Raw genomic sequence first — 21,698 nt, 5'->3', positions numbered from 1 at the left:
ATGAACGCGATCCCGTCCACCACCGTCGCCAATCTCCGCGACCTCGGCGGCGTCCCGCTGGCGGACGGCGGCACGGTGCGCAGCGGTGTGCTGCTGCGTTCCGGTCAGCTGCACCGGCTCGACCTGGCGGCGGATCCGGCGGTCGCCGCGCTCGGTGTGCGTACGGTGGTCGACTTCCGTACGGCGGCCGAGCGCGACGCCCGCCCGGACCGGATGCCGCCGGGCGGGCGGCTCCTGCTCGCCGACGTGCTGGCGGACGAGGTCGCCGCGGGCCGGATGCCGGCGGCGGCCCGGCTGCGTCAGCTGCTCGCCGACCCGGCCGCCGCCGAACAGGAGCTCGGCGGCGGCCGGGGCCGGGAGATGTTCGAGTCGATCTACCGGGCGTTCGTGACCACGGAATCGGCGCGGGCGTCCTACGGGGCGTTCCTGAACGAGCTGGCGGAGCCGGGCGCGACGCCGCTGCTGTTCCACTGCACGGCGGGCAAGGACCGCACGGGCTGGGCGGCGACGATCGTGCTCAGCGTGCTGGGGGCGTCGCCGGATGCGGTGCGGGCGGAGTACCTGTCGGTCAACGCGGCGGTACGGGAGGCGTTCGCACCGCTGGTTGAGGGCTTCACCCTCCAGGGCGGCAGCCCGGAGACGGCGCTTGGCATCATCGGCGTGGCTCCGGAGTACCTGGCGGCGGCCCTGGACGAGGTCGACGCGCGGTACGGCTCGATGGAGGCGTATGTGACGGACGGCCTGGGCGTGACCCCGTCGACACTGACCCGCCTCCGCGAACACCTCACCTCACGGTGAGGGGGACGCGCCGCGGTGCGCTCGGCTCGCGGCGGGCACGCACCGCACTGCGAGTGCGGCCCGCACCGGCCGGGCGCCGCCCCGGGGTGCGGCCGGCCTCGCGCGCCGGGTCGCAGCGGGTGCGGCGGCCGCTTCCCGGTCCGCGACCGCGCCTTGGTGACCATAGGACGATTCGCTCGTTCTGCTGAACGTGCGACCACAGGATGCCGTCACCGAAGCAGACACCTCCGCCGTCTCCCCGCCACCGCCCGTCCCCCTAGGGGGCGAGGTCGGTGTGGAGGAGGCGGAGGCCGCGCTCGTCGAGCACTATCCGCGGCTCGTGCGGATCGCCTACCTCGTACTGCCGCCGACTCTCGGCCGCAACCGCCGCGTGTTGACAGCGCACGCGATCGCGCAGCGGTCGCTGCCGCGCGGCCGTGGGGCGGTCTCCGGCGGGGCCGCCGTGCCGCGGGCCCGGCGCCCGGCGGGCAGTGCGGACCCCGGCTACGCCTTCGTACGCGACCGGGTGCTGCGCCAGGCGCTGGACGCCGGGCTCCCGCTGCGGCGCCTGGCGCGGCCGCGGCGCGCCCAGTTGCCGCCTCTGCTGCCGCACATCTGGGGCCTGCGGGTCTTCCCCCGCTCCGGCGGCGCGGACGAACTCGCCCTGGACCAGCGGCTGTCCGCGCTCGACGGACCCGCGCGTGCGGCCTACGTGCTGCGCGGCCTCGAAAAGCTCCCGGACCCGCAGGTGCGTGACGTCCTCGCCGCCGCGGGGGCGGCGGACCCGGACGCGGCGCTCGCGGAGGCGGACGCGGTGCCGGGCGGGAAGAAGGCGGCGGCGCTGCTCGGCTCGCCCGAGTTCGACCCGTGTTCCCTTCAGGTGCGGCCCACGGACCTCATGCGCCGCCGCCAGCATGCCAAAGCGGGCCTGGTGGCCGTCACGGCGCTCGCGGTGTGCGGGGCGCTGCTGGGGCTGCCGGGCGGCGGGTGGGGGGCGGACGCGGCGGCCCCGCTCTACGCCCGCAATCCGGCGGCCGAGGCCGCGCTCGACCCGGACAGGCTGACGCGGGCCGAGCCCGGAGCCTGGCAGCACTCCACGCGGCGGGACTTCTCGGTGTGGCCGGCGCGCGGCCCGCTCGTGGGCGACCGGGGCCTGCTGCGGCGGGCGCTCGCGGTGTGGGCGCGACCGGGTGCGACGGTCCAGGTCTCGGCGACGCCGGGCACACCGTCCGGCCCGCCCATGGGACCGCCGCACCTGCTGTTCGCGGGCGAGGTGGACGCGGCGAAGGTGGTGCTGCTGCACGACGGCCTGCGGGTGGCGCGTTACGCCGAACCGCGCGACGGCTCGCCCGGCGCGGCGCTGGACTTCGCGCGGACGGACGGCGCGGACGCGGCCTCCGCGGCGGCGCTCGTCGTGGCCCGCGCGGGCGCGGACGTCCGTTATCTGACGGCGCCGTGGGTGCGTCAGGTGTCCGTGCGGGACCTGCTCGCGCCGGCGGCCCGGCCGCGCCCGCTGCCGCGCGACGCCGACGGGGTCACCGCCCCGCTCCCGAGCCCCGCGCAGGCGCGTGTCTGCCGTGCGTGGCACACGCTGGAGGCCGTCGAGGCGGGCGGCGGCGCCCGGGTCCTGACCGACCTCGGCGAACTGACGCCCGCGCGGCTCACCTTCGGCCCGCCCGCCGCTCCCGAGGACGCCACCGGCCCGGCGGCCCGCGTGTCCTGGGCGCGTACGGCCTGTTCACTGGCAGGGGTGCGCGCGCACGGCGTGCGCAGCGTCAACGCCTGGGAGTACGCCCGCCAGAGGCTGCCGGAGGCCAACGGCACGGCCGCCTGGCTGTGCACGCGGGCCGAGACCTGGCGGGGCGGAGGCGGCCGCGTGATGGCCCAGTTCCATCCCCCGGCCGACCGCCCCGGGGCACCGGGCACCGTGGTGGCGCGGGCGGAGGACGCGCCGTCGTGCGGGGTGCGCGAGCCCAGGGCGCTCGCGGGCGTGCTGTGGAAGTCGCAGGCGGGCCAGTGGTACGTACTGGCCGCGGGAAGCGGACAGTTCGCCTCACTGACCGTCTCGGGCGGGGCCACGGGCGAGAGCGCCGGCCGCGTGCTGGCGGTACGGGCGCGGGAGGGAACGCGCGCGGAGCTGAACGGCCGTCTCGCGGACGGCACCCGGGTCGGCCCGCTGCACTGAGCGGTGGTCCGCGCACAGGGACCAGGAGGGGCGCGCTCCGCCCCGGTCTGTAGGGTGTCGGCATGACGACCGGGGTGCGGCGCAGGATGGGCGTCGAGGAGCGCAGGCAGCAGCTGATCGGTGTGGCGCTGGAGCTGTTCAGCCACCGCTCCCCCGACGACGTCTCCATCGACGAGATCGCTGCGGCCGCGGGCATCTCGCGGCCGCTCGTCTATCACTACTTCCCCGGCAAGCAGAGCCTGTACGAGGCGGCGTTGCGCCGGGCGGCCGACGAGCTGGCCGGGCGGTTCGAAGAGCCGCACGACGGCCCGCTGGGGGCGCGGCTGCTGCGGGTGATGGGCCGCTTCTTCGACTTCGTCGACGAACACGGCCCGGGCTTCTCGGCGTTGATGCGCGGCGGCCCCGCCGTCGGCTCGTCCACGACCAACGCGATGATCGACGAGGTGCGGCAGGCCGCGTTCGACCAGATCCTCGCGCACCTGGGGATCGGGACGCCGTCGCCGCGGCTGGAACTGGTCGTCCGCTCCTGGGTCTCGCTCGCCGAGTCGACCGCGCTGCTGTGGCTGGACGGCCGCAGCATCCCGCGCGCCGAACTGGAGCTCCAGCTCGTGCACGACTTCGCGGCGCTGACCGCGGTGAGCGCGGCGTACGACGAGGAGATGGCGCGGATCCTGGTGGCCATGCTCGCGGACGAGCCGGTCGAGGGCCCCTTCGGAGACCTCGTCGGCCGCCTGCTGGCACTCGCGCCCGCGCTGGCGCAGGTGCCCGCCCAGCGCGCCCACCCGGGCCGTGGCTGACCGGGGCCGCCCGACATCATGACGCCATGATCACCGAGTCTCTCTCCTCCCCCGCGGCCTTCTCCCCCGCGACCCCGTCGGACGTCGACATCCTGGTCGGGCTCCACGACGGAGCCGCGCGGTGGATGCTGCGCCACGGCATCGACCAGTGGAAGCCGGGCGGCAAGGATGCCGCCCATTTCCGCCGCCGGATCGCCGACGGCGAGGTGTGGCTGATGCGGGCCGCGGACGCCCCGGTCGGGGCGTACGAACTGTGGTGGGACGACGAGGGGGCCTGGGGCGCGCAGCCCCCGACGGCCGGTTATGTGCACCGCCTGATGACCGACCGGTCGGCTCCCCCCGGCACGGGCCGGGCGCTGCTCGCCCACGCCGAGGGGCGCGTCGCGGCCGCGGGGCGCACGACGGCCCGGCTGGACTGCCTGAGCAGCAATCCCCGGCTGCGGACGTACTACGAGGACGCGGGCTACACCGTGGTCGGCGAGGAGCCCGCGAAGCGGGCGGCGGACGGAAGCCTGTACGGGGTGCTGCTGCTGGAGAAGCACCTGCCGGCCGCCCGCATCGCATTCGGGGCGCCCCGGCTCTCCCCCTGACGGACGGCTCGTCCGTAAGGTGTACCGCGTACGGCGCGAACCCGTCCAAGGGATGATCAGTGTGGGCCGTGTATCTGGCAGACTCTCGTCCCATGGGTGAAGCGACCGTGAAGACTCTGGACAGCCGGACGGCGACCCCGTCACCCATGGTGGACGACGAGGCCACCGCCGAATCAGTCCACACCGGACAAGTCCGGCGCGCTCCCCGGTCGCCGCGCCGCCCCCGTATCTGGTTCGAAATCCTGCTGATCGCGGTGAGTTACTGGACGTACTCGCTGATCCGCAACGCGGTACCGGAGCAGCGGACCCAGGCCCTGCGCAACGCGGACTGGATCTGGGAGGCCGAGAAGACCCTCGGCATAGCGGTGGAGCAGTCGGTCAACCACGCCGTGAATTCGGTGACATGGCTGATCGTGTCCATGAATTACTACTACGCGACACTGCACTTCGTGGTGACCGTCGGTGTGCTGGTGTGGCTGTACCGCGGACACCCCGGCCGTTACGCCGCCGCCCGCCTCGTCCTCTTCTCCACCACCGGTGTGGCGCTGGTCGGTTACTACCTGTATCCGCTCGCGCCGCCCCGGTTGATGAACGGGCAGCACTTCATCGACACCGTGCTCGTCCACGAGACCTGGGGCTCGATGGCCTCGGGCAACTTCAAGAACATGTCGAACCAGTACGCGGCCATGCCCTCGATGCACATCGGCTGGTCGCTCTGGTGCGGCCTCGTCATCTGCGCGGTGGCGACGGCGCCGTGGGCGAGGATCCTCGGCGTGCTGTACCCGACGCTGACGCTGGTCGTCATCGTGGCGACGGCGAACCACTTCTGGCTGGACGCGGTGGGCGGCATGATCTGCCTGGCGTTCGGCTTCGGGGTGTCGTACGCGTGGTACCGGGCGCTGCCGCACCGGTTGCCCCGGCTGGTGCTGGAGGACCCGAACCGGCCCCAGCGTTTCCGGCGCCTGCTGCCGACGCGCGCCTAGGCCCTCTCTTTCGGATCCTGCGGGCCCGGCGCGCGCTACGCGCCGTAGAACAGCTCCTCCACCACGCCCCGCGCCCGCCGCGTCACCCTGCGGTAGTCGTCCAGCATGTCGCCCACATGGCCCGGCCCGTACCCCAGATAACGGCCCACCGCCGCCAGCTCCCGGCCGTCCGACGGGAACGTGTCGCCCGCCCGGCCCCGCACCACCATCACGCCGTTGCGCACCCGCGTGGCGAGCACCCACGCCTCGTCGAGCGTCGCGGCGTCCTCGGCGGAGATCAGACCGGCCTCCCGCGCCGCCGCCAGGGCCTCGCGCGTACGGGTGGTGCGCAGGCCCGGCACCTTGCTGCCGTGGCGCATCTGGAGCAGCTGGACCGTCCACTCGACGTCGCTCAGACCGCCGCGGCCCAGCTTGGCGTGGAGCGTCGGGTCGGCGCCGCGCGGCAGGCGTTCGGACTCCATGCGCGCCTTGAGCCGGCGGATCTCCCGTGCGGCGTCCTCGCCGAGTCCGTTCTCCGGGTACCGCAGCGGGTCGGTCAGTTCGACGAACCGGGCGCCCAGTTCGGCGTCGCCGGCCAGGGGACGCGCGCGCAGCAGGGCCTGGCTCTCCCACACGAGGCCCCAGCGGCGGTAGTACGCCTCGTAGGAGGCGAGCGTGCGCACCATGGGTCCGCTCTTGCCCTCCGGCCGCAGGTCGGCGTCGATCAGCAGGGGCGGGTCGGCGGTGGGCAGCTGGAGCAGCCGCCGCATCTCGGCGACGACCGTGTTCGCGGCGCGGGCGGCCTCCTGTTCGTCCACGCCGTCGCGCGGCTCGTGCACGAGCAGGACGTCGGCGTCGGAGCCGTAGCCCAGCTCGCCGCCGCCGAAGCGGCCCATGCCGATGACCGCGAACCGGGTGGGCAGCGTGTCGCCCCACTGGTCGCGCACGGCGGCCCTGAGCGCGCCCGCGATCGTCGCCGCGGTGAGGTCGGTGACCGCCGTGCCGGCCCGGTCGACGAGGGCTCCGTGGTCCGCCTCGGCGGGGCTGTCCTCGGTGCCGTACGAGGCGATGAGGTCGGCGGCGACCGTACGGAACAGCTCGCGGCGGCGCACGCCGCGGGCCGCGGCGACGGCGGCCTCGGCGCTGTCCGCGCGCCCGACGGCGGCGAGCACCTCCTGTTCGAGGTGGTCGCGTCCGCGGGGCCGCAGGCCCTCGGGGTCGCCGAGGATCGCGACGGCCTCGGGGGCGCGCAGCAGCAGGTCGGGCGCGAGCCGGCCGGCGGACAGCACCCTGGCCAGGTTCTCGGCGGCGGCGCCCTCGTCGCGCAGCAGCCGCAGGTACCAGGGCGTCTTGCCGAGTGCGTCGGAGACCTTGCGGAAGCCGAGGAGGCCCGCGTCGGGGTCGGCGGAGTCGGCGAACCAGCCGAGCAGCACCGGCAGCAGCGTGCGCTGGATGGCGGCCTTGCGGGACACCCCCGAGGACAGCGCCTCCAGGTGGCGCAGGGCGGCGACGGGGTCGGCGTAGCCGAGGGCTTCGAGGCGCTGTCCGGCGGCCTTGGGGCTGAGCCGGATCTCGCCGGGCGCGAGCTGGGCGACGGCGTCGAGCAGCGGCCGGTAGAACAGCTTCTCGTGGAGCCGGCGTACGACCGAGGCGTGCCGCTTCCACTCCCGGTTGAGGTCGGCGACCGGGTCGGTGCGCAGCCCCAGGGAGCGACCGAGGCGGCGCAGGTCGGCCTCCTGCTCGGGCACGAGGTGGGTACGCCGCAGCCGGTAGAGCTGGATGCGGTGCTCCATGGCGCGCAGGAAGCGGTACGCGTCGTCGAGCTGGGCGGCGTCGGCCCGGCCGACGTACCCGCCGGCGGCGAGCGCCTGGAGCGCCTCGAGGGTCTTGCCGCTGTGCAGGGAGGCGTCACTGCGGCCGTGGACGAGCTGCAGCAGCTGGACGGCGAACTCGACGTCGCGCAGCCCGCCGGGTCCGAGCTTGAGCTCGCGCTCGATCTCGGCGGCGGGGATGTTGTCGACGACGCGGCGGCGCATCTTCTGCACGTCGGCGACGAAGTTCTCGCGTTCGGCGGCCTGCCAGACGAGCGGGGAGACGGCGTCGATGTACTCCTCGCCCAGTGCCAGGTCGCCGGCGACCGGCCGCGCCTTGAGCAGCGCCTGGAACTCCCAGGTCTTGGCCCAGCGCTGGTAGTAGGCGAGGTGGCTGGACAGGGTGCGCACCAGCGGGCCGTTGCGTCCCTCGGGGCGCAGGTTGGCGTCGACGGGCCAGATGGTGCCCTCGACGGTGGTCTCGGAGCAGATGCGCATCAGGTGCGAGGCGAGGCGGGTGGCGGCCTGGAGGGCCTTGCTCTCGTCGGTGCCGTTCGCCGGTTCGCCGACGAAGATCACGTCGACGTCGGAGACGTAGTTCAGCTCGTGGCCGCCGCACTTGCCCATGGCGATGACGGCGAGGCGGCAGGCGGCGGCGTCGTCGGGTGCGGCGGCGCGGGCGATGGTGAGCGCGGCGCGCAGGGTCGCGGTGGCGAGGTCGGCGAGTTCGGCGGCGGCCTGGGCGACGTCGGTGGTGCCGCACACGTCGCGGGCCGCTATGGCGAGCAGACAGCGGCGGTAGGCGACGCGCAGCGACACGGGGTCGTTCGCCCCGGCGAGCCCCGCCTCGAACTCGGCCACGCCCGGGTGCAGGTCGGCGGACTCGTACGTGAACAGCGCCTGCCAGTCGCGCGGGTGGCGGGCCAGGTGGTCGCCGAGCGCCTCGGAGGCGCCGAGGACGCCGAGCAGCCGGTCGCGGAGGGGCTTGGCGGTGGCGAGGGTGTCGAGGAAGCGGCGGCGTTCGGCGTCCTCGTGGGCCTCCACCACGCGCACCAGGCCGCGCAGGGCGAGGTCGGGGTCGGCGGTGGCGGCGAACGCGTCGAGCAGTACGGGGTCGGCGCGGACCGGGGCCATGTCGGGGAGGTCGAGCAGCCGCTCGGCGGCGGAGGGGTCGGTGAATCCGTGCCGAAGGAGTCGCGTGAAGGTACTGCTTCTGCGCCCCGGCGCCGTCATCCCGGTCTCCCGTCCTCGCACTGATCAGCGTGCCGCATCGAGCCTAGTCCCCACCACCCGGCCCGGGCCCCGCGGACCGCGCGCGGTACCTGCCGGACGTGACGCACGAGGCGCGTGAGATTCGCCATGTTCCGCGCACAACGCCCGCGATGAACCGCATGCTCGGTATCTCCGTCTTCACGGCAGGCCGGTGCCGATCTTCGTGCCCGTATGCGACGGGCCGCACACGACGCGCGCCGGCCGGAACCTCGTCCACTGGAAATCCTGAACACCGAAGGCACCACCGCAATGCGCTCGTCCGGGCCCCGCCGCCGCTTCACCCTGCTCTCCCGCCGAGGCCCGACGGCGGCCCTCCTGATCGCCCCGGTCGCCGTGGCCGGCTGGTTCTACGGCGCCGATGCCGCCGGCTCCGGCGCGGCGCACATCCCGCCGAAGGTGCAGACGGCCCGGCCGGCGACCGTCCAGGAGAGCCAGACCCCCGCGGGGCCCGCCCCCACCTCCGTGGTGCAGATCGTCGCGCACCCGGACGACGACCTGTTCTTCATGAACCCCGACACCCGTCAGTCGGTCGACTCCCGCTCCCGGCTGACCTCCGTCTACCTCACGGCGGGCGAGTCCGACGGCGTCAACGCGGCCCGCACCGGCCCGCTCGCCCCCTCCGTCAGGCCCGCCGCCGACAAGGCCCGGTACGCGGAGGCCCGGCAGAACGGCATACGCGCCGCGTACGCGGAGATGGCGACCGGCGACCGGACGAGCCCGTGGCGGCGTACCGCGATACCGACGGCCGGCGGCGGCACCGCCGAGCTGGACGTGCTCGTGGCCCGTCCGGAGTTGTCCCTGGTGTGGGTCCAGCTGCGCGAGGCGGGCTCCATCACGGGCGACCGGCCCGTCAGCCTGCACGGTCTGTGGGACGGCCGGGTGTCCGAGCTGCCCTCGCAGCTGGCGTCGGGCTCCCCGGTGAAGCGGGACTTCGCGTACAGCAAGGCGCAGGTCGTCGACACGGTCGCGGGGCTGCTGAAGCGGTTCGCGCCCACGCACGTACGGATGCAGGACCCGACGCCGGGCCTGGTCGCCGGCACGGACCGGCCCACCGACCACCAGGACCACCTCTTCGGGGCGCGGTTCGCGCAGGCGGCGCTCGCGCGGTACGCGGCGACGCCCGGCCACCCGGCGTTCAGCGTCCAGAACTACCTCGGCTACTTCACCAGCGGCCTGCCGCACACGCTCGACCCGGAGACGGCGGCGGCCAAGCTGCGCACGATGCACACCTACGCGTGGACGGACGACCGCAACTACTGCGGCGCCGAGGCGGGCTGCGGCGACCGCAAGGTGGCGGCCCGGCCCGGCGGCCACGGCTGGACGCAGTCCGTCCGCTACACCCGGGGCGAGTCGACGTCCTGGGTGCAGCTCGGACGCGGCGGCGAGCTGTGGGCCTTCTCGGTCCTCGACACGCGCCTCGCGGTCTGGCACCGCGGCGCGCGGGGCGCGTGGACCGGTCCCGAGCTGCTGCCCGGCACCGGGCTCGACAGCGGCGTGACGTCGGTGCGGCTCGCAGACGGCCGGATCGCGGTCTTCGCGACCCGTACGGCCCTGGGCGCGGGGCCCGCCGACTACCGCCGCGAGGTGGTGACGGCGGTGCAGCGCACGCCGGGCGGCGCGTTCGGGCGGTGGCACTCCCTCGGTACGCCCGAGAAGGACGACGCGTCCGGTCTCTCCGACATCTCGGCCCCCGCGGCGACGGTCGACAAGGCGGGCCGGATCACGGTCTACCTGCGCAACGGCCACTACTCGCTCAGCTCGGTCTCCCAGCGCCTCGACGGCTCGTGGACGGCGTGGCGCGAGCGCGGCGGCGAGAACCTGCACGGCGACCCGGCCGTGGCGTCCGACGCGAGCGGCCGCCAGCACGTCTTCGTCAGCACCCCGCTGTCGGTCTGGTCCTGGACGCAGGCGAGGCCGGGCGCCCCGCTGAGCGGTCCCACCCTGACGGGCCTGCCGCCGACGACGCTCACGCTGAGCGCGGCGCCGGAGGGCGACGGCGTACGGCTCTGGTTCCGCAGGCCCGCCTCCGGCGCGGTCCGCACGGCCCACTTCTCGGGCCCCCTGGCCTCGCCCGTCACCGAGCTCGGCGGCGTCGCGGGCTTCGGCCCGGTCAGCGCGTCCGGCCCCGGTCACGCGCTGCTGGCGGTCCGCTCCCGGACGGGCGTACCGGGCACGTACCTGCCGGCGCCGGGCGGCACGGGCACGGCGGGCCGGTCGGCCGGTACGCCGCGGTGGCGGTCGGGCGGGCCGCTGTTCGTGGGGGCTCCCTCGGGCACGGAGACGGGCGTGGGCGCGATCGGCCACGACGGGCGGCTGTACTGGTCCGGTCCCGGGGCGCCGGCGGCGTGGCAGCCGGTGGGCTGAAGGAACCCGGAGCTCGTGCCGGGGCGAGCGATGAGTACGAGCGCCGCGCGGGGTCTGTCTCTGTGCAGCCCTTCGAAGGCACACGACGTGAGAGGACAGAGCGATGTCCGTGGCCGACCCCGTTGCACAGCTCGATCCCCGTTTCAGCGACCCGAAGGCGGCCGCCGCGTCCTGGCCCGAGGCGGCGGCCCGGGTCGCGGCCGCCGAGGTGTTCTGGCTGACGACCGTACGTGCCGACGGCCGCCCGCATGTCACGCCACTGATCGCCGTCTGGCACGACGACGCCCTGCACTTCTGCACGGGCCCCGGGGAGCAGAAGGCGCTGAACCTGCGCACCAACCCGCACGTGGTCCTCACGACCGGGTCGACGAACTCGCTGAGCGAGGGCGACGACGTGGTGGTCGAGGGGGAGGCGGTCCGGGTCACGGACGAGTCGGCGCTGCGCACGCTGGCTCGGCTGTGGACCGAGAAGTACGGCGAGGACTGGACTTTCGAGGTCCGCGACGGCGTGTTCGCGCACACGGCCGGCGAGGCTTTGGTATTCCGGGTGGCGCCGCGGAAGGCGTTCGGTTTCCACAGGGGAGAGCCGTACGGCCAGACCCGCTGGAGTTTCACCGGCTGACCCGCGTTCCCGGCTCCGCTCCTCGCTCCTCGCTCCTCCGACAACGTAAGGACCCGCCATGGAAATGACCCTCGAAGTCGTCACCGTCCCGGTCACGGACCTGGACCGCGCGAAGACGTTCTACGGGGAGGCCCTGGGGTTCAAGGTCGACCTGGACGACGAGGTCGCCCCGGGCATGCGCATCATCCAGCTCACGCCGCCCGGCTCGCGCTGTTCCATCGCGCTGATGACCGGAATGCCGCGCCACCCGGACCAGCCCGAGATGGCCCCCGGCTCCCTGCACGCGCTCCAGCTGTGCGTGACGGACATCGCTAAGGCGCACTCGGAGCTCATGTCGCGCGGGGTGCCGGTGACGCCGATCCAGCACGTGGGCGCGACGGGCTGGGAGGACGGCCCGGGCGACGTGTGGAACGCGTTCATGTTCTTCAAGGACCCGGACGGCAACACGTGGTGCGTGCAGGAGGCGCCGTCACCGCTGTCGGAACGCTGACAGAGCCGGCGCCCTGTGCGTCACGCGTCGCCCACCTGCTTCGCCGCCGGCGGCTGGGGTCGGAGCTGCCGGACGCCGACTTCTGCCGCCGGGCCCATCTGGGTGGTACCGGCGACTCCCGGCTGCCCACGGGCCCGGGCATCCAGTGGCTGTGGAACGTCTTCCAGGGCGTGCCGCGGCCGACCGCCAACGGCATCGTGGGCGACCCGCACTTCGTGAGCCCCGGCACCGGCGGCGACACGATGCCTGCCGCACGGGGCCACGCGAAGCCACACCCACTCGCACTGCTTCCGAAATGGGGTTTTCCACGGAGCAGCTCGGCGAATCAGGGAAATTGAGAAACAGTCAGGACTGCCCGAGGACCGCTGCCGCACACACGGACGCGCTGTCCGACCCGGCCGTTAAGGTCGTCCCATGACCATCGAATCCGAGAGGGTCCGGCCTCAGGCGCACGGACTTCAGGGGAACGGATCTCAGACGGACGAGGCCGGGGCCACAGGGCCCCGGGAGGGCGAGCCCGCCTTCCTCACCGACACCCGCGCCTCGTACGACGCCATCGCCGCCGACTACGCCGACATCTTCCGCGCCGACTTGGAGGCCAAGCCACTGGACCGCGCCACGCTCACCGCGTTCGCCGAGCTGGTCGAGGGCCGTGTCGTCGAGGTCGGGTCCGGGCCGGGGCGGACGACCGCGTATCTCGATGGGCGGGGAGTGGACATCTCGGGGATCGACCTGTCTCCCGCGATGGTCGCCCTCGCCCGGCGCACGTTTCCGGGGCTGCGGTTCGACGAGGGGTCCATGACCGCGCTCGACCTCGACGACGGCTCACTCGGCGGGCTCGTCGCCTGGTACTCCATCATCCACGTCCCGCCCGCCCAACGGCCCGCCGTGTACGCCGAGTTCCACCGCGTCCTCGCTCCCGGCGGGTATCTGCTCCTGGGGTTCCAGGTCGGTCACGAGCCCGTGCGCCACACCGAGGCGTTCGGGCACGAGGTCTTGCTCGACTTCCACCGGCTGATGCCCGAACAGGTCGCGGAGCAGCTGGAGTCGGCCGGCTTCGAGGTGCGGGCGCGGACGGTGCGGGAGGCGGAACCGGGTGAGAAGACGCCGCAGGCCCATCTCCTGGCCCGCCGCCCGCCTGTCGTGACGGCATGACGACCATCGACGCCTCCCCGCACCGGATCATGTGGGCTGCGGGCCCTCACCGGGGTCGCCCGCATGCCTGATCTCTCCTACCTCGCCGCCGTCCGGGAGTCGTACGACACGGTCGCCTCCGACTACTTCGAGCAGGTCAAGCCTCCGGCGGAGCTGGATCCGCTGTCACGAGGGATGCTGAACGTGTTCGCGGAGGTGGTGCGCACGGCCGGTCTCGGGCCTGTCGCCGACCTGGGATGCGGACCCGGCAAAGTCACGGCCTACCTTGCCGAGCGGCAAGTGCCTGCGTTCGGCATGGACCTCTCGCCCGCCATGGTCGAGATTGCCCGTCATGCCTACCCGGATCTGCGCTTCGGCGTCGGCTCGATGACCTCGCTCCCGATCGAGGACGACGACCTCGGCGGCATCCTCGCGTACTACTCCACCCACCACACGCCACCGACGTTGTTGCCGGTGGTGTTCGGCGAGTTCCACCGCACTCTCGCGCCTGGCGGCTGTGTGATGCTGGCCGGTCACGTAGGGGCCGACCAGCATCTGCGTCCCACACAGGCATACGGCGGTCATCCGGTGTCCTACGAGTCCTACCTGTTGCCGCCTGATCGGATTGCCGAACTCCTGAAGCAGGCCGGGCTCGTCCTCACCGCACGTCTGGTGGAGGAACCCGGCGAAGGGGCTGAGAGGACTTTCGCCACCTTTCTCGCCCACAAACCCGAACGACCTTCACGTTCGAATCCGTCTGGGGTCGTGAAGCGGAGTCGGTGAAGAGGGGCGAACCGAGGTCGGCCGGCTGAGGCCGGCCGCGCGCCGACCTGCGCTGCGTGGTCGCACTCCCGAGCCACAGGACGGAATCCCGGACCTTCGCCGAAGCTCCCTGACGGCTCCCGGCACACCGCGGCCCGGGCCGGGGACGTGCGCCCCCGGTCCGGGCCGGCCGGTCGCAGTCAGGCCCGCGGCGGCTCGTCCGGGCCGCGGTCCGGGCCGGGGGCGGGGCCGGGCCGGCCGCCCTCACCGCCGAGCTGCTCCCTCATCCGGTCCTGGGCCGTGTCCACGTGGCGCCTGTGCTTGCCCTGGGTCCTGTCGTCCACGTAGTCGCCGGCCTTCTCGATGCCCTGGTTCGTCTGCTGAGGGTGGCCTTTGAGCATGCTCTTGATCTTGTCCATCATGGACATGGGGTTTTCCTCCTCGCCGCAGGGTCCCCCGTCCCTCCCAGGGTCACGGCACCCTGCGGACTTCGCATCCGCAGGAGGAAAGGGCCCGCCTCGCAGGCTCTGCGGCGCCGGAAGCCGCCGGGAGCGCGCCCCGGCCCCCGGAAGGCCCCTACAGCACCGGCAGGCTCTTGCGCAGCTCGAAGGCCGTGACCTCGGAGCGGTACTCCTCCCACTCCTGCTTCTTGTTGCGCAGGAAGAAGTCGAAGACGTGCTCGCCCAGCGTCTCGGCCACGAGCTCGCTGCGCTCCATCAGGTCGATCGCCTCGCCCAGGTTCTGCGGGAGCGGGGCGATGCCCATCGCGCGGCGCTCCGCGTCCGACAGCGCCCACACGTCGTCGTCCGCGCCCGCGGGGAGCTCGTAGCCCTCCTCGATGCCCTTGAGGCCCGCCGCGAGCAGGACCGCGTACGACAGGTACGGGTTGCAGCCGGAGTCCAGCGAGCGCACCTCGATACGGGCCGAGCCGGTCTTGCCCGGCTTGTACATCGGGACGCGGATCAGAGCGGAGCGGTTGTTGTGGCCCCAGCAGATGTACGAGGGGGCCTCGCCGCCGGCGCCGGCGCTGCGGGCCGAGCCGCCCCAGATGCGCTTGTAGGAGTTGACCCACTGGTTGGTGACGGCCGAGATCTCGGCGGCGTGCCGCAGCAGGCCCGCGATGAACGAGCGGCCGACCTTGGAGAGCTGGTACTCGGCGCCCGACTCGTAGAAGGCGTTGCGGTCGCCCTCGAAGAGCGACAGGTGGGTGTGCATGCCGGAGCCGGGATACTCCGAGAACGGCTTCGGCATGAACGTGGCCTGGACGCCCTGCTCCAGCGCGACCTGCTTCATGACCAGGCGGAACGTCATGATGTTGTCGGCCGTCGACAGCGCGTCCGCGTAGCGCAGGTCGATCTCCTGCTGGCCCGGCGCGCCCTCGTGGTGGCTGAACTCCACCGAGATGCCCATGGACTCCAGCATCGTGATGGCCTGGCGGCGGAAGTCCATGCCCACGTGCTGCGGGGTGTGGTCGAAGTAGCCGGAGCTGTCCGCGGGGGTGGGGCGGGTGCCGTCGACCGGCTTGTCCTTCAGCAGGAAGAACTCGATCTCCGGGTGGGTGTAGAAGGTGAAGCCCAGGTCGGAGGTCTTGGCGAGGATGCGCTTCAGCACGAAGCGCGGGTCCGCGAAGGACGGCGACCCGTCGGGCATCAGGATGTCGCAGAACATCCGGGCGGTGCCGGGGGCCTCCGCGCGCCACGGCAGGATCTGGAAGGTGCCGGGGTCCGGCTTGGCGATCATGTCCGACTCGTAGACGCGTGCGAAGCCCTCGATCGCGGAGCCGTCGAAGCCGATGCCCTCGTCGAAGGCCTGCTCCAGCTCGGCGGGGGCCACGGCGACGGACTTGAGGAAGCCGAGCACGTCGGTGAACCACAGGCGCACGAAGCGGATGTCGCGCTCCTCGAGCGTGCGGAGCACGAATTCCTGCTGCTTATCCATTTCCACCATTCCTTGCCGGTCCCGCCGCCTGTCTGCCGCCTGCCCACCGCTCCGAGGATGCCACTCACGGGTTTCGGGCACGTTGCGCAGGGCGGTTGTGCCCATTGTGGGCCAGGGCACATCCGGAGACGACCCTGAGGGGTGCCTCACCTCCTCCGGGGCCCTGTGAAGGTCCTCACGGGCGCCCGGGGGTCCCGTCGCTTCGGGCGCCGGGGCCTTCGAGCGGTTCTCGCCGGTTGTCCGCCCCGCGACCCGTGAGGTTTCTCTCCCCGTCCGGCCTGCACCGCCCGTGCGCCTACTACGATCTCGGGCCATGAGGGGTTCGCGGAGCGACCGCGTCTCGCGCAGTGCGCGTCCCACGGCTCTGCTGAGCTCCGTGGCGACGCTGCTCGGTGCGCTCTTCATCTGCCTGGGCCCGTCGGCGCCCGCCCCCCACCGGGGGGCTGCACACGAGGCCGCGGCCGTGCGGGCACCCGGTGCCACCGGTGGCGGCCCCGAGCCCTCGGCCGTGTTCAGCTGCCCGTACGACCGGGGCGACTGCGGTCTGCTGCCGGTGCTGGGTCCGGCCGTGCTCACCGCACCCCCGCTCGACGCTCCGCTGGCCGCGGCCGCCGAGCTCCCGTACACGGCGGCGCCGGCCGACGGCGGCGGACCGCCGCGGACCGGCGCCCTGCCCCGGGCTCCCGACCTGCACGTCCTTCAAGTGCTGCGGGCGTAGTCCGCCCGCTCACTTCCCGCGCACCGACAGACACCCCCGCAGACCTCACGAAGGACGACCCCACGATGGCTTCCCGCAACACGACCAACGACCGCCGGGCCCGAATAGAGCAGATGCGCCGCGCCGAGCAGGCGCGCGAGCGCCGCAACCGCATCATCACGATCAGTGTCAGCACCCTCGTCGTCGCCGCGCTCGTCGGCTTCGGCGGCTTCGTCCTCAACAAGAAGTCCGAGGAGAAGGAACAGGAGGTCGCCGCGGCCAAGGCGCCGGTGACCGACGAGCAGAGCTGGGACGCGAAGAAGCTGGGCCGCAACCACGTCGACACCCAGGTGAAGTACGAAATGGCTCCGCCGGTCGGCGGCGACCACAGCCAGGTGTGGATGAACTGCAACGGCGACGTCTACACCGAGCCCGTCCCGGACGTGAACGCCGTCCACTCGCTGGAGCACGGCGCGGTCTGGGTGACGTACACCGACAAGGCCGCCGAGGCCGATGTGAAGAAGCTCGGCGAGAAGGTCGCGAAGACCCCGTACTCGCTGATGAGCCCGTACAAGGACCAGAAGGGCGCGATCATGCTGAGCGCCTGGGGCAAGCAGGTCACGGTCGACTCGGCCGACGACCCGCGCGTGAACCAGTTCTTCACCAAGTACGTGCAGGGTCCGCAGACGCCCGAGCCCGGTGCGGCCTGCACGGGCGGGCTGAGCGGGAAGTGAGCGGCATGACGCGCACGCACTGGGCCGCGATCACCGCGGTCGTGCTCGCGCTGCTGTTCGCCGGTGCCGCCACGGTGGCCTCCGCGGGCGGGGAGACGTCCGCCGCGCGTACGCCCACGGGGGATTCGGCGGACGCCGGCTTCGCCCGGGACATGTCGGTCCACCATCAGCAGGCGGTGGAGATGTCGTTCATCGTCCGGGACCGGACGAAGGACGAGGAGGTGCGCAGGCTCGCGTACGACATCGCCAACACGCAGGCCAACCAGCGCGGCATGATGCTGGGCTGGCTCGACCTGTGGGAGCTGCCCAAGGTCGTCGCCGGCCGCGAGCCGATGGAATGGATGCACCAGGGCACGGACGCCTCGTCCGCGGACGGCTCCGCCCACGGCGGACACGGCTCGGGCCACGCCGGCGGCGCGGCGGACGACGGCCGGCTGATGCCGGGCATGGCGACGAAGGACGAGCTGGAGCGGCTGGGCGGGCTCAGCGGCCGGCAGGCGGAGGTCTTCTACCTCCAGCTGATGATCAACCATCACAACGGCGGTGTGGCCATGGCCCAGGGCTGCGTGGACCTGTGCACCGTCGCCACGGAGCGCGATCTGGCGCAGGGCATGGTGGACGCGCAGCGCTCGGAGGTCGAGCTGATGGTCGGCCTGCTGAAGAAGCGCGGCGCCGAGCCGCTCGCCTGACCGTACGGAAGACCGCGGGCCCGGCCCGTCACCGCGTGGTGACGTGCCGGGCCCACGTGCTTCGGGGCCGGTGACCGCAGCGGTCGCGTACGCCGAAAGGCGCAACCACAATGGGATGGCTCGGGGTCTTCCGGCATCCAGGAGGCACGTTCGATGACCACGGCCAAAGACATCATGCACGCGGGGGCCCAGTGGATTCCCGCGAACGAGACCCTCGACCGCGCCGCACAGATGATGCGCGAGATGAACGTGGGCGCTCTGCCCATCGCGGACGCCGACGAACGCCTCTGCGGCATCCTCACCGACCGTGACATCGTCGTGGGCTGTGTCGCCATGGGGCACGACCCGTCGAAGGTGACGGCGGGCGAGATGGCCAAGGGCACGCCGCGCTGGATCGACGCGGGCGCCGACGTCGAGGAGGTGCTGCGCGAGATGCAGGGCCACCAGATCCGCCGCCTGCCGGTGATCGAGAACAAGCGCCTGGTGGGCATGATCAGCGAGGCCGATCTGGCACAGCACCTCAACGAGGACCAGATCGCGGGCTGGGCGGAACGCGTGTACGCGGCGACCGGACCTCGTTCGTAGCAGCCTGTCGGTGCGGCGCGCTCGTGCCGCACCGACGCCCCGGGCCCGTGCGTGCGCTGCGCGCCGCGGGTCCCGGCGGCCGGACGACTGCGCGGGGTGCGGTCCGGCGGCCGGACAGCCACCCGCACCCGCGGCCCCTCGCCGCGGGGTGCGGGTGGCTGTCGGTACGGGGCCTGCCGGCACGAGCCGCTCGCCCCCCGTCCCGAGACATCGCGTCAGAAAGACGATTACACTGAGCCGCGTGCCTCAACTACGCATCGCTCTGAATCAGATCGACTCGACCGTCGGTGACATCGCCGGCAACGCCGAGGCCATCGTCCACTGGACCCGGCACGCCGCCGAGCAGGGGGCGCACCTCGTCGCGTTCCCCGAGATGGTGCTCACCGGGTACCCCGTCGAGGACCTGGCCCTGCGCTCGTCCTTCGTCGAGGCGTCCCGCGCCGCGCTGCCGGCGCTCGCCTCGCGGCTCGCCGCCGAGGGGTTCGGGGACCTGCCGGTCGTCGTCGGCTACCTGGACCGCTCCGAGACGGCCCAGCCCAGGTACGGCCAGCCCGCCGGCGCTCCGCAGAACGCCGCCGCCGTGCTGCACGGCGGCGAGGTGGTACTGACCTTCGCCAAGCACCACCTGCCCAACTACGGCGTCTTCGACGAGTTCCGGTACTTCGTGCCGGGCGACACCATGCCGGTCGTCCGCGTCCACGGCGTCGACGTCGCGCTCGCGATCTGCGAGGACCTGTGGCAGGACGGCGGCCGCGTGCCGGCGGCCCGCAGTGCGAAGGCCGGCCTGCTGGTCTCGATCAACGCCTCGCCGTACGAGCGCGAGAAGGACGACACCCGCCTGGAGCTGGTGCGCAAGCGCGCCCAGGAGGCCGGCTGCACCACCGCGTACCTGGCGATGATCGGCGGGCAGGACGAGCTCGTCTTCGACGGCGACTCCATCGTCGTGGGCGCCGACGGCGAAGTGATCGCCCGCGCACCCCAGTTCGCCGAGGGCTGCGTCGTACTGGACCTGGACCTGCCCGCGGCCGCCGCCGACGCGCCCACCGGCGTCGTGGACGACGGCCTGACCGTCGACCGCGTCGTGCTGTCCGAGGAGCCGCTGCCCGCGTACGAGGCCGAGCTCACCGGCGGCTACGCCGACCGGCTCGACGACGACGAGGAGGTGTACTCCGCGCTGGTCGTCGGCCTGCGCGCGTACGCCGCCAAGAACGGCTTCCGGTCCGTCCTCGTCGGCCTCTCCGGCGGCATCGACTCCGCCCTCGTCGCGGCCATCGCGTGCGACGCCCTCGGAGCGCAGAACGTCTACGGCGTCTCGATGCCGTCCAAGTACAGCTCCGACCACTCCAAGGGCGACGCCGCCGAGCTGGCGCGCCGGACCGGGCTGAACTTCCGGACCGTACCGATCGAGCCGATGTTCGACGCGTACATGGGCTCGCTGGGGCTCACCGGGCTGGCCGAGGAGAACCTCCAGTCGCGGCTGCGCGGGACGATGCTGATGGCCCTGTCCAACCAGGAGGGCCACATCGTGCTCGCGCCGGGCAACAAGTCCGAGCTGGCCGTGGGCTATTCGACGCTGTACGGCGACTCGGTCGGGGCGTACGGGCCGATCAAGGACGTCTACAAGACGTCCGTCTTCCGGCTCGCGCAGTGGCGCAACCGCGCCGCCGAGGAGCGCGGCCAGACCCCGCCGATCCCGGAGGCGTCGATCACGAAGCCGCCGAGCGCCGAGCTGCGCCCGGGCCAGGTGGACACCGACTCGCTGCCCGACTACGACCTGCTGGACCGCCTCCTGGAGCTGTACGTCGACCGTGATCAGGGCAAGGACGCGATCGTCGCGGCTGGCTTCGACGAGGAGCTGGTGACGAAGACGCTGCGGCTGGTGGACACGGCGGAGTACAAGCGGCGCCAGTACCCGCCGGGCACCAAGATCTCGGCCAAGGGCTTCGGCAAGGACCGGCGGCTGCCGATCACGAACCGGTGGCGCGAGACGACGAGCTGACCGGCTCCGGTGTACGGGGGCTTCCTGCGGCGATCACGCGGGAGGCCCCCTTTCCGTCGCGGTCGAGCAGTCCGGCCGCGGCGGCGATCGCGAGACCCACGACGGTCAGGACGGCGCCGACGAAGGCCGGCGACGTCCAGCCCCAGCCGGCCGCGATGGCCGCGCCGCCGAGCCAGGCGCCGCCCGCGTTGGCGAGGTTGAACGCCGAGTGGTTGGAGGCCGAGGCGAGCGTCGGCGCGTCCTGCGCCTTGCGCATCACGAGCATCTGCAGCGGGGTGGTGGTCAGGAAGCCGACCGCGCCGAGGACGACGACGGCCGTGAGCGCGAGCCACGTGGTGTGCACGGTGAAGGGGAACGCGACCAGGACGAGGGCGAGCGCGGCGAGGGAGCCGTACAGGGTCGGGCGCAGCGCCCGGTCGGTGAGCGGCCCCGCGACGAGCGCGCCCAGTGTCATGCCGATGCCGAACAGGGCGAGCACGAGTGTGACGGACGCCTCCGCGAGGCCCATGGCCTCGGTGGTCATCGAGGCCAGGTACGCGTACACGGCGAAGACGCCGGCGAACCCGAAGACGGCGGTCAGCAGGCCGAGGACGACCTGCCTGTCGCCGAGTGCGCGCAGCTCCCGGCCGACGCTCTGGTGGGCGTCGAGCGGCATGTGCGGGACGAGCCGGGCGAGGGCGGCCATCGCGAGGAGGCCGATGGCGGTGACGACGAGGAACGTGGCGCGCCAGCCGAGGTGCTGGCCGAGTGCGGTGGCGGCGGGGACGCCGACGATGTTGGCGACGGTCAGCCCGAGGAACATCGTGGCGACGGCGCGGGCCTGCCGGTTCTCGCGGACCAGCCGGGCGGCGACGACGGCGCCGACGCCGAAGAACGCGCCGTGCGGCAGCCCGGCGAGGACGCGGCCCGCGAGGAGGGTGCCGAAGCCGGGGGCGAGCGCGGAGGCGAGGTTCCCGAGGGTGAAGAGCGCCATGAGCAGCAGGAGCATCCGCTTGCGGGGCACGCGGGAGCCGAGGGCGGTCAGGAGCGGGGCTCCGATGACGACGCCGAGGGCGTAGGCGGAGACGAGGTGTCCGGCCGTGGGGACGGAGGTACCGAGGTCGTCGGCGACGTTGGGCAGGAGGCCCATCATGACGAATTCGGTGGTTCCGATGCCGAAGGCGGATACGGCGAGGGCGAGTAGCGCCAAGGGCATGAGGGGAGGGCCTTTCCGAGTAAGTTCGTTCTCGGAACAAATGGTCTCAGATGTTTTGTTCCCGGCGGTGAACGGTGGGTTGCGCAAGGTTTTCC

At 73.1% G+C, this 21,698-nt stretch carries 19 protein-coding genes; 15 read left to right on the top strand and 4 right to left on the bottom strand.

The window, feature by feature from the left end; translation table 11 throughout:
• From HW130_RS15455 to HW130_RS15435, 5 genes are all read left to right on the top strand, one after another.
• Entirely contained in the window at positions 1 to 798 is a 798-nt protein-coding gene (locus HW130_RS15455; RefSeq protein WP_177150147.1) for a tyrosine-protein phosphatase, read from the top strand.
• A 181-nt stretch (positions 799 to 979) separates the two neighbouring features.
• Positions 980 to 2,962 (top strand): hypothetical protein, encoded by a 1,983-nt coding sequence (locus HW130_RS15450; RefSeq protein WP_218183565.1) that lies wholly within the window; start codon positions 980 to 982, stop codon positions 2,960 to 2,962.
• A 62-nt stretch (positions 2,963 to 3,024) separates the two neighbouring features.
• A complete protein-coding gene (locus HW130_RS15445) occupies positions 3,025 to 3,759 on the top strand; it encodes a TetR/AcrR family transcriptional regulator (protein ID WP_177150146.1) in 735 nt (244 codons plus the stop codon).
• 26 nt (positions 3,760 to 3,785) lie between these two features.
• Positions 3,786 to 4,349 (top strand): N-acetyltransferase, encoded by a 564-nt coding sequence (locus HW130_RS15440; RefSeq protein ID WP_177150145.1) that lies wholly within the window; start codon positions 3,786 to 3,788, stop codon positions 4,347 to 4,349.
• A 92-nt stretch (positions 4,350 to 4,441) separates the two neighbouring features.
• Entirely contained in the window at positions 4,442 to 5,332 is an 891-nt protein-coding gene (locus HW130_RS15435) for a phosphatase PAP2 family protein (RefSeq protein ID WP_177150144.1), read from the top strand.
• Positions 5,333 to 5,367: 35 nt separating this feature from the next.
• On the opposite strand, the gene HW130_RS15430 is transcribed toward HW130_RS15435, so the two are convergent.
• Positions 5,368 to 8,355: a bifunctional [glutamine synthetase] adenylyltransferase/[glutamine synthetase]-adenylyl-L-tyrosine phosphorylase gene (locus tag HW130_RS15430; RefSeq protein ID WP_177150143.1), complete on the bottom strand. Its 2,988-nt coding sequence runs from the start codon at positions 8,353 to 8,355 to the stop codon at positions 5,368 to 5,370.
• A 288-nt stretch (positions 8,356 to 8,643) separates the two neighbouring features.
• Here HW130_RS15430 and HW130_RS15425 point away from each other — a divergent pair, with 288 nt between their 5' ends.
• The 5 genes from HW130_RS15425 (at position 8,644) to HW130_RS15405 (ending at position 13,787) form a co-directional block, all read left to right on the top strand.
• A complete protein-coding gene (locus tag HW130_RS15425; RefSeq protein WP_177150142.1) occupies positions 8,644 to 10,758 on the top strand; it encodes a PIG-L family deacetylase in 2,115 nt (704 codons plus the stop codon).
• 103 nt (positions 10,759 to 10,861) lie between these two features.
• The gene (locus tag HW130_RS15420) at positions 10,862 to 11,380 is read left to right on the top strand and encodes a pyridoxamine 5'-phosphate oxidase family protein (RefSeq protein WP_177150141.1); all 519 of its coding nucleotides are present in this window, start codon (positions 10,862 to 10,864) and stop codon (positions 11,378 to 11,380) included.
• A gap of 58 nt (positions 11,381 to 11,438) precedes the next feature.
• Positions 11,439 to 11,870 carry a VOC family protein gene (locus tag HW130_RS15415; RefSeq protein ID WP_177150140.1) on the top strand — a complete coding sequence of 144 codons (432 nt, stop codon included), beginning with the start codon at positions 11,439 to 11,441 and terminating at the stop codon, positions 11,868 to 11,870.
• A 414-nt stretch (positions 11,871 to 12,284) separates the two neighbouring features.
• Entirely contained in the window at positions 12,285 to 13,025 is a 741-nt protein-coding gene (locus HW130_RS15410; RefSeq protein WP_177150139.1) for a class I SAM-dependent methyltransferase, read from the top strand.
• Between the two features lie 63 nt (positions 13,026 to 13,088).
• Positions 13,089 to 13,787, top strand: coding sequence for a class I SAM-dependent methyltransferase (locus tag HW130_RS15405; RefSeq protein WP_177150138.1), 699 nt, complete (start codon positions 13,089 to 13,091; stop codon positions 13,785 to 13,787).
• 179 nt (positions 13,788 to 13,966) lie between these two features.
• Here HW130_RS15405 and HW130_RS15400 read toward each other — a convergent pair whose 3' ends face one another.
• Both HW130_RS15400 and HW130_RS15395 read right to left on the bottom strand, forming a co-directional pair.
• Positions 13,967 to 14,194, bottom strand: coding sequence for an antitoxin (locus HW130_RS15400; RefSeq protein ID WP_177150137.1), 228 nt, complete (start codon positions 14,192 to 14,194; stop codon positions 13,967 to 13,969).
• Between the two features lie 148 nt (positions 14,195 to 14,342).
• Positions 14,343 to 15,704 carry a glutamine synthetase family protein gene (locus HW130_RS15395; RefSeq protein ID WP_177150136.1) on the bottom strand — a complete coding sequence of 454 codons (1,362 nt, stop codon included), beginning with the start codon at positions 15,702 to 15,704 and terminating at the stop codon, positions 14,343 to 14,345.
• 313 nt (positions 15,705 to 16,017) lie between these two features.
• Between HW130_RS15395 and HW130_RS15390 the strand changes: the two genes are divergently transcribed.
• The 5 genes from HW130_RS15390 to HW130_RS15370 all read left to right on the top strand — a co-directional run bounded on the left by HW130_RS15390 (position 16,018) and on the right by HW130_RS15370 (position 20,408).
• Positions 16,018 to 16,422 (top strand): hypothetical protein, encoded by a 405-nt coding sequence (locus HW130_RS15390; RefSeq protein WP_177150135.1) that lies wholly within the window; start codon positions 16,018 to 16,020, stop codon positions 16,420 to 16,422.
• 65 nt (positions 16,423 to 16,487) lie between these two features.
• Entirely contained in the window at positions 16,488 to 17,135 is a 648-nt protein-coding gene (locus HW130_RS15385; protein ID WP_177150134.1) for a DUF3105 domain-containing protein, read from the top strand.
• Positions 17,136 to 17,140: 5 nt separating this feature from the next.
• Positions 17,141 to 17,824 carry a DUF305 domain-containing protein gene (locus HW130_RS15380; RefSeq protein ID WP_177150133.1) on the top strand — a complete coding sequence of 228 codons (684 nt, stop codon included), beginning with the start codon at positions 17,141 to 17,143 and terminating at the stop codon, positions 17,822 to 17,824.
• Positions 17,825 to 17,977: 153 nt separating this feature from the next.
• Positions 17,978 to 18,409, top strand: a complete 432-nt coding sequence (locus tag HW130_RS15375) for a CBS domain-containing protein (RefSeq protein ID WP_177150132.1) — start codon at positions 17,978 to 17,980, stop codon at positions 18,407 to 18,409.
• Between the two features lie 241 nt (positions 18,410 to 18,650).
• Positions 18,651 to 20,408 carry an NAD+ synthase gene (locus HW130_RS15370; protein ID WP_177150131.1) on the top strand — a complete coding sequence of 586 codons (1,758 nt, stop codon included), beginning with the start codon at positions 18,651 to 18,653 and terminating at the stop codon, positions 20,406 to 20,408.
• On the opposite strand, the gene HW130_RS15365 is transcribed toward HW130_RS15370, so the two are convergent.
• Positions 20,377 to 21,603, bottom strand: coding sequence for an MFS transporter (locus HW130_RS15365; protein ID WP_177150130.1), 1,227 nt, complete (start codon positions 21,601 to 21,603; stop codon positions 20,377 to 20,379). The genes HW130_RS15370 and HW130_RS15365 overlap by 32 nt on opposite strands.
• Positions 21,604 to 21,698 lie beyond the last annotated feature (95 nt).

Source organism: Streptomyces sp. PKU-EA00015, from assembly GCF_013387495.1.
GTDB lineage: Bacteria > Actinomycetota > Actinomycetes > Streptomycetales > Streptomycetaceae > Streptomyces.
This window is presented reverse-complemented; position numbering and strand designations above follow the sequence as displayed.

Coding starts and splice junctions, on each gene's coding strand:
- HW130_RS15455 (WP_177150147.1), top strand. CDS start 1: ATGAACGCGATCCCGTCCACCACCGTCGCCAATCTCCGCGACCTCGGC.
- HW130_RS15445 (WP_177150146.1), top strand. CDS start 3,025: ATGACGACCGGGGTGCGGCGCAGGATGGGCGTCGAGGAGCGCAGGCAG.
- HW130_RS15440 (WP_177150145.1), top strand. CDS start 3,786: ATGATCACCGAGTCTCTCTCCTCCCCCGCGGCCTTCTCCCCCGCGACC.
- HW130_RS15435 (WP_177150144.1), top strand. CDS start 4,442: ATGGGTGAAGCGACCGTGAAGACTCTGGACAGCCGGACGGCGACCCCG.
- HW130_RS15430 (WP_177150143.1), bottom strand. CDS start 8,355: ATGACGGCGCCGGGGCGCAGAAGCAGTACCTTCACGCGACTCCTTCGG.
- HW130_RS15425 (WP_177150142.1), top strand. CDS start 8,644: ATGCGCTCGTCCGGGCCCCGCCGCCGCTTCACCCTGCTCTCCCGCCGA.
- HW130_RS15420 (WP_177150141.1), top strand. CDS start 10,862: ATGTCCGTGGCCGACCCCGTTGCACAGCTCGATCCCCGTTTCAGCGAC.
- HW130_RS15415 (WP_177150140.1), top strand. CDS start 11,439: ATGGAAATGACCCTCGAAGTCGTCACCGTCCCGGTCACGGACCTGGAC.
- HW130_RS15410 (WP_177150139.1), top strand. CDS start 12,285: ATGACCATCGAATCCGAGAGGGTCCGGCCTCAGGCGCACGGACTTCAG.
- HW130_RS15405 (WP_177150138.1), top strand. CDS start 13,089: ATGCCTGATCTCTCCTACCTCGCCGCCGTCCGGGAGTCGTACGACACG.
- HW130_RS15400 (WP_177150137.1), bottom strand. CDS start 14,194: ATGTCCATGATGGACAAGATCAAGAGCATGCTCAAAGGCCACCCTCAG.
- HW130_RS15395 (WP_177150136.1), bottom strand. CDS start 15,704: ATGGATAAGCAGCAGGAATTCGTGCTCCGCACGCTCGAGGAGCGCGAC.
- HW130_RS15390 (WP_177150135.1), top strand. CDS start 16,018: ATGAGGGGTTCGCGGAGCGACCGCGTCTCGCGCAGTGCGCGTCCCACG.
- HW130_RS15385 (WP_177150134.1), top strand. CDS start 16,488: ATGGCTTCCCGCAACACGACCAACGACCGCCGGGCCCGAATAGAGCAG.
- HW130_RS15380 (WP_177150133.1), top strand. CDS start 17,141: ATGACGCGCACGCACTGGGCCGCGATCACCGCGGTCGTGCTCGCGCTG.
- HW130_RS15375 (WP_177150132.1), top strand. CDS start 17,978: ATGACCACGGCCAAAGACATCATGCACGCGGGGGCCCAGTGGATTCCC.
- HW130_RS15365 (WP_177150130.1), bottom strand. CDS start 21,603: ATGCCCTTGGCGCTACTCGCCCTCGCCGTATCCGCCTTCGGCATCGGA.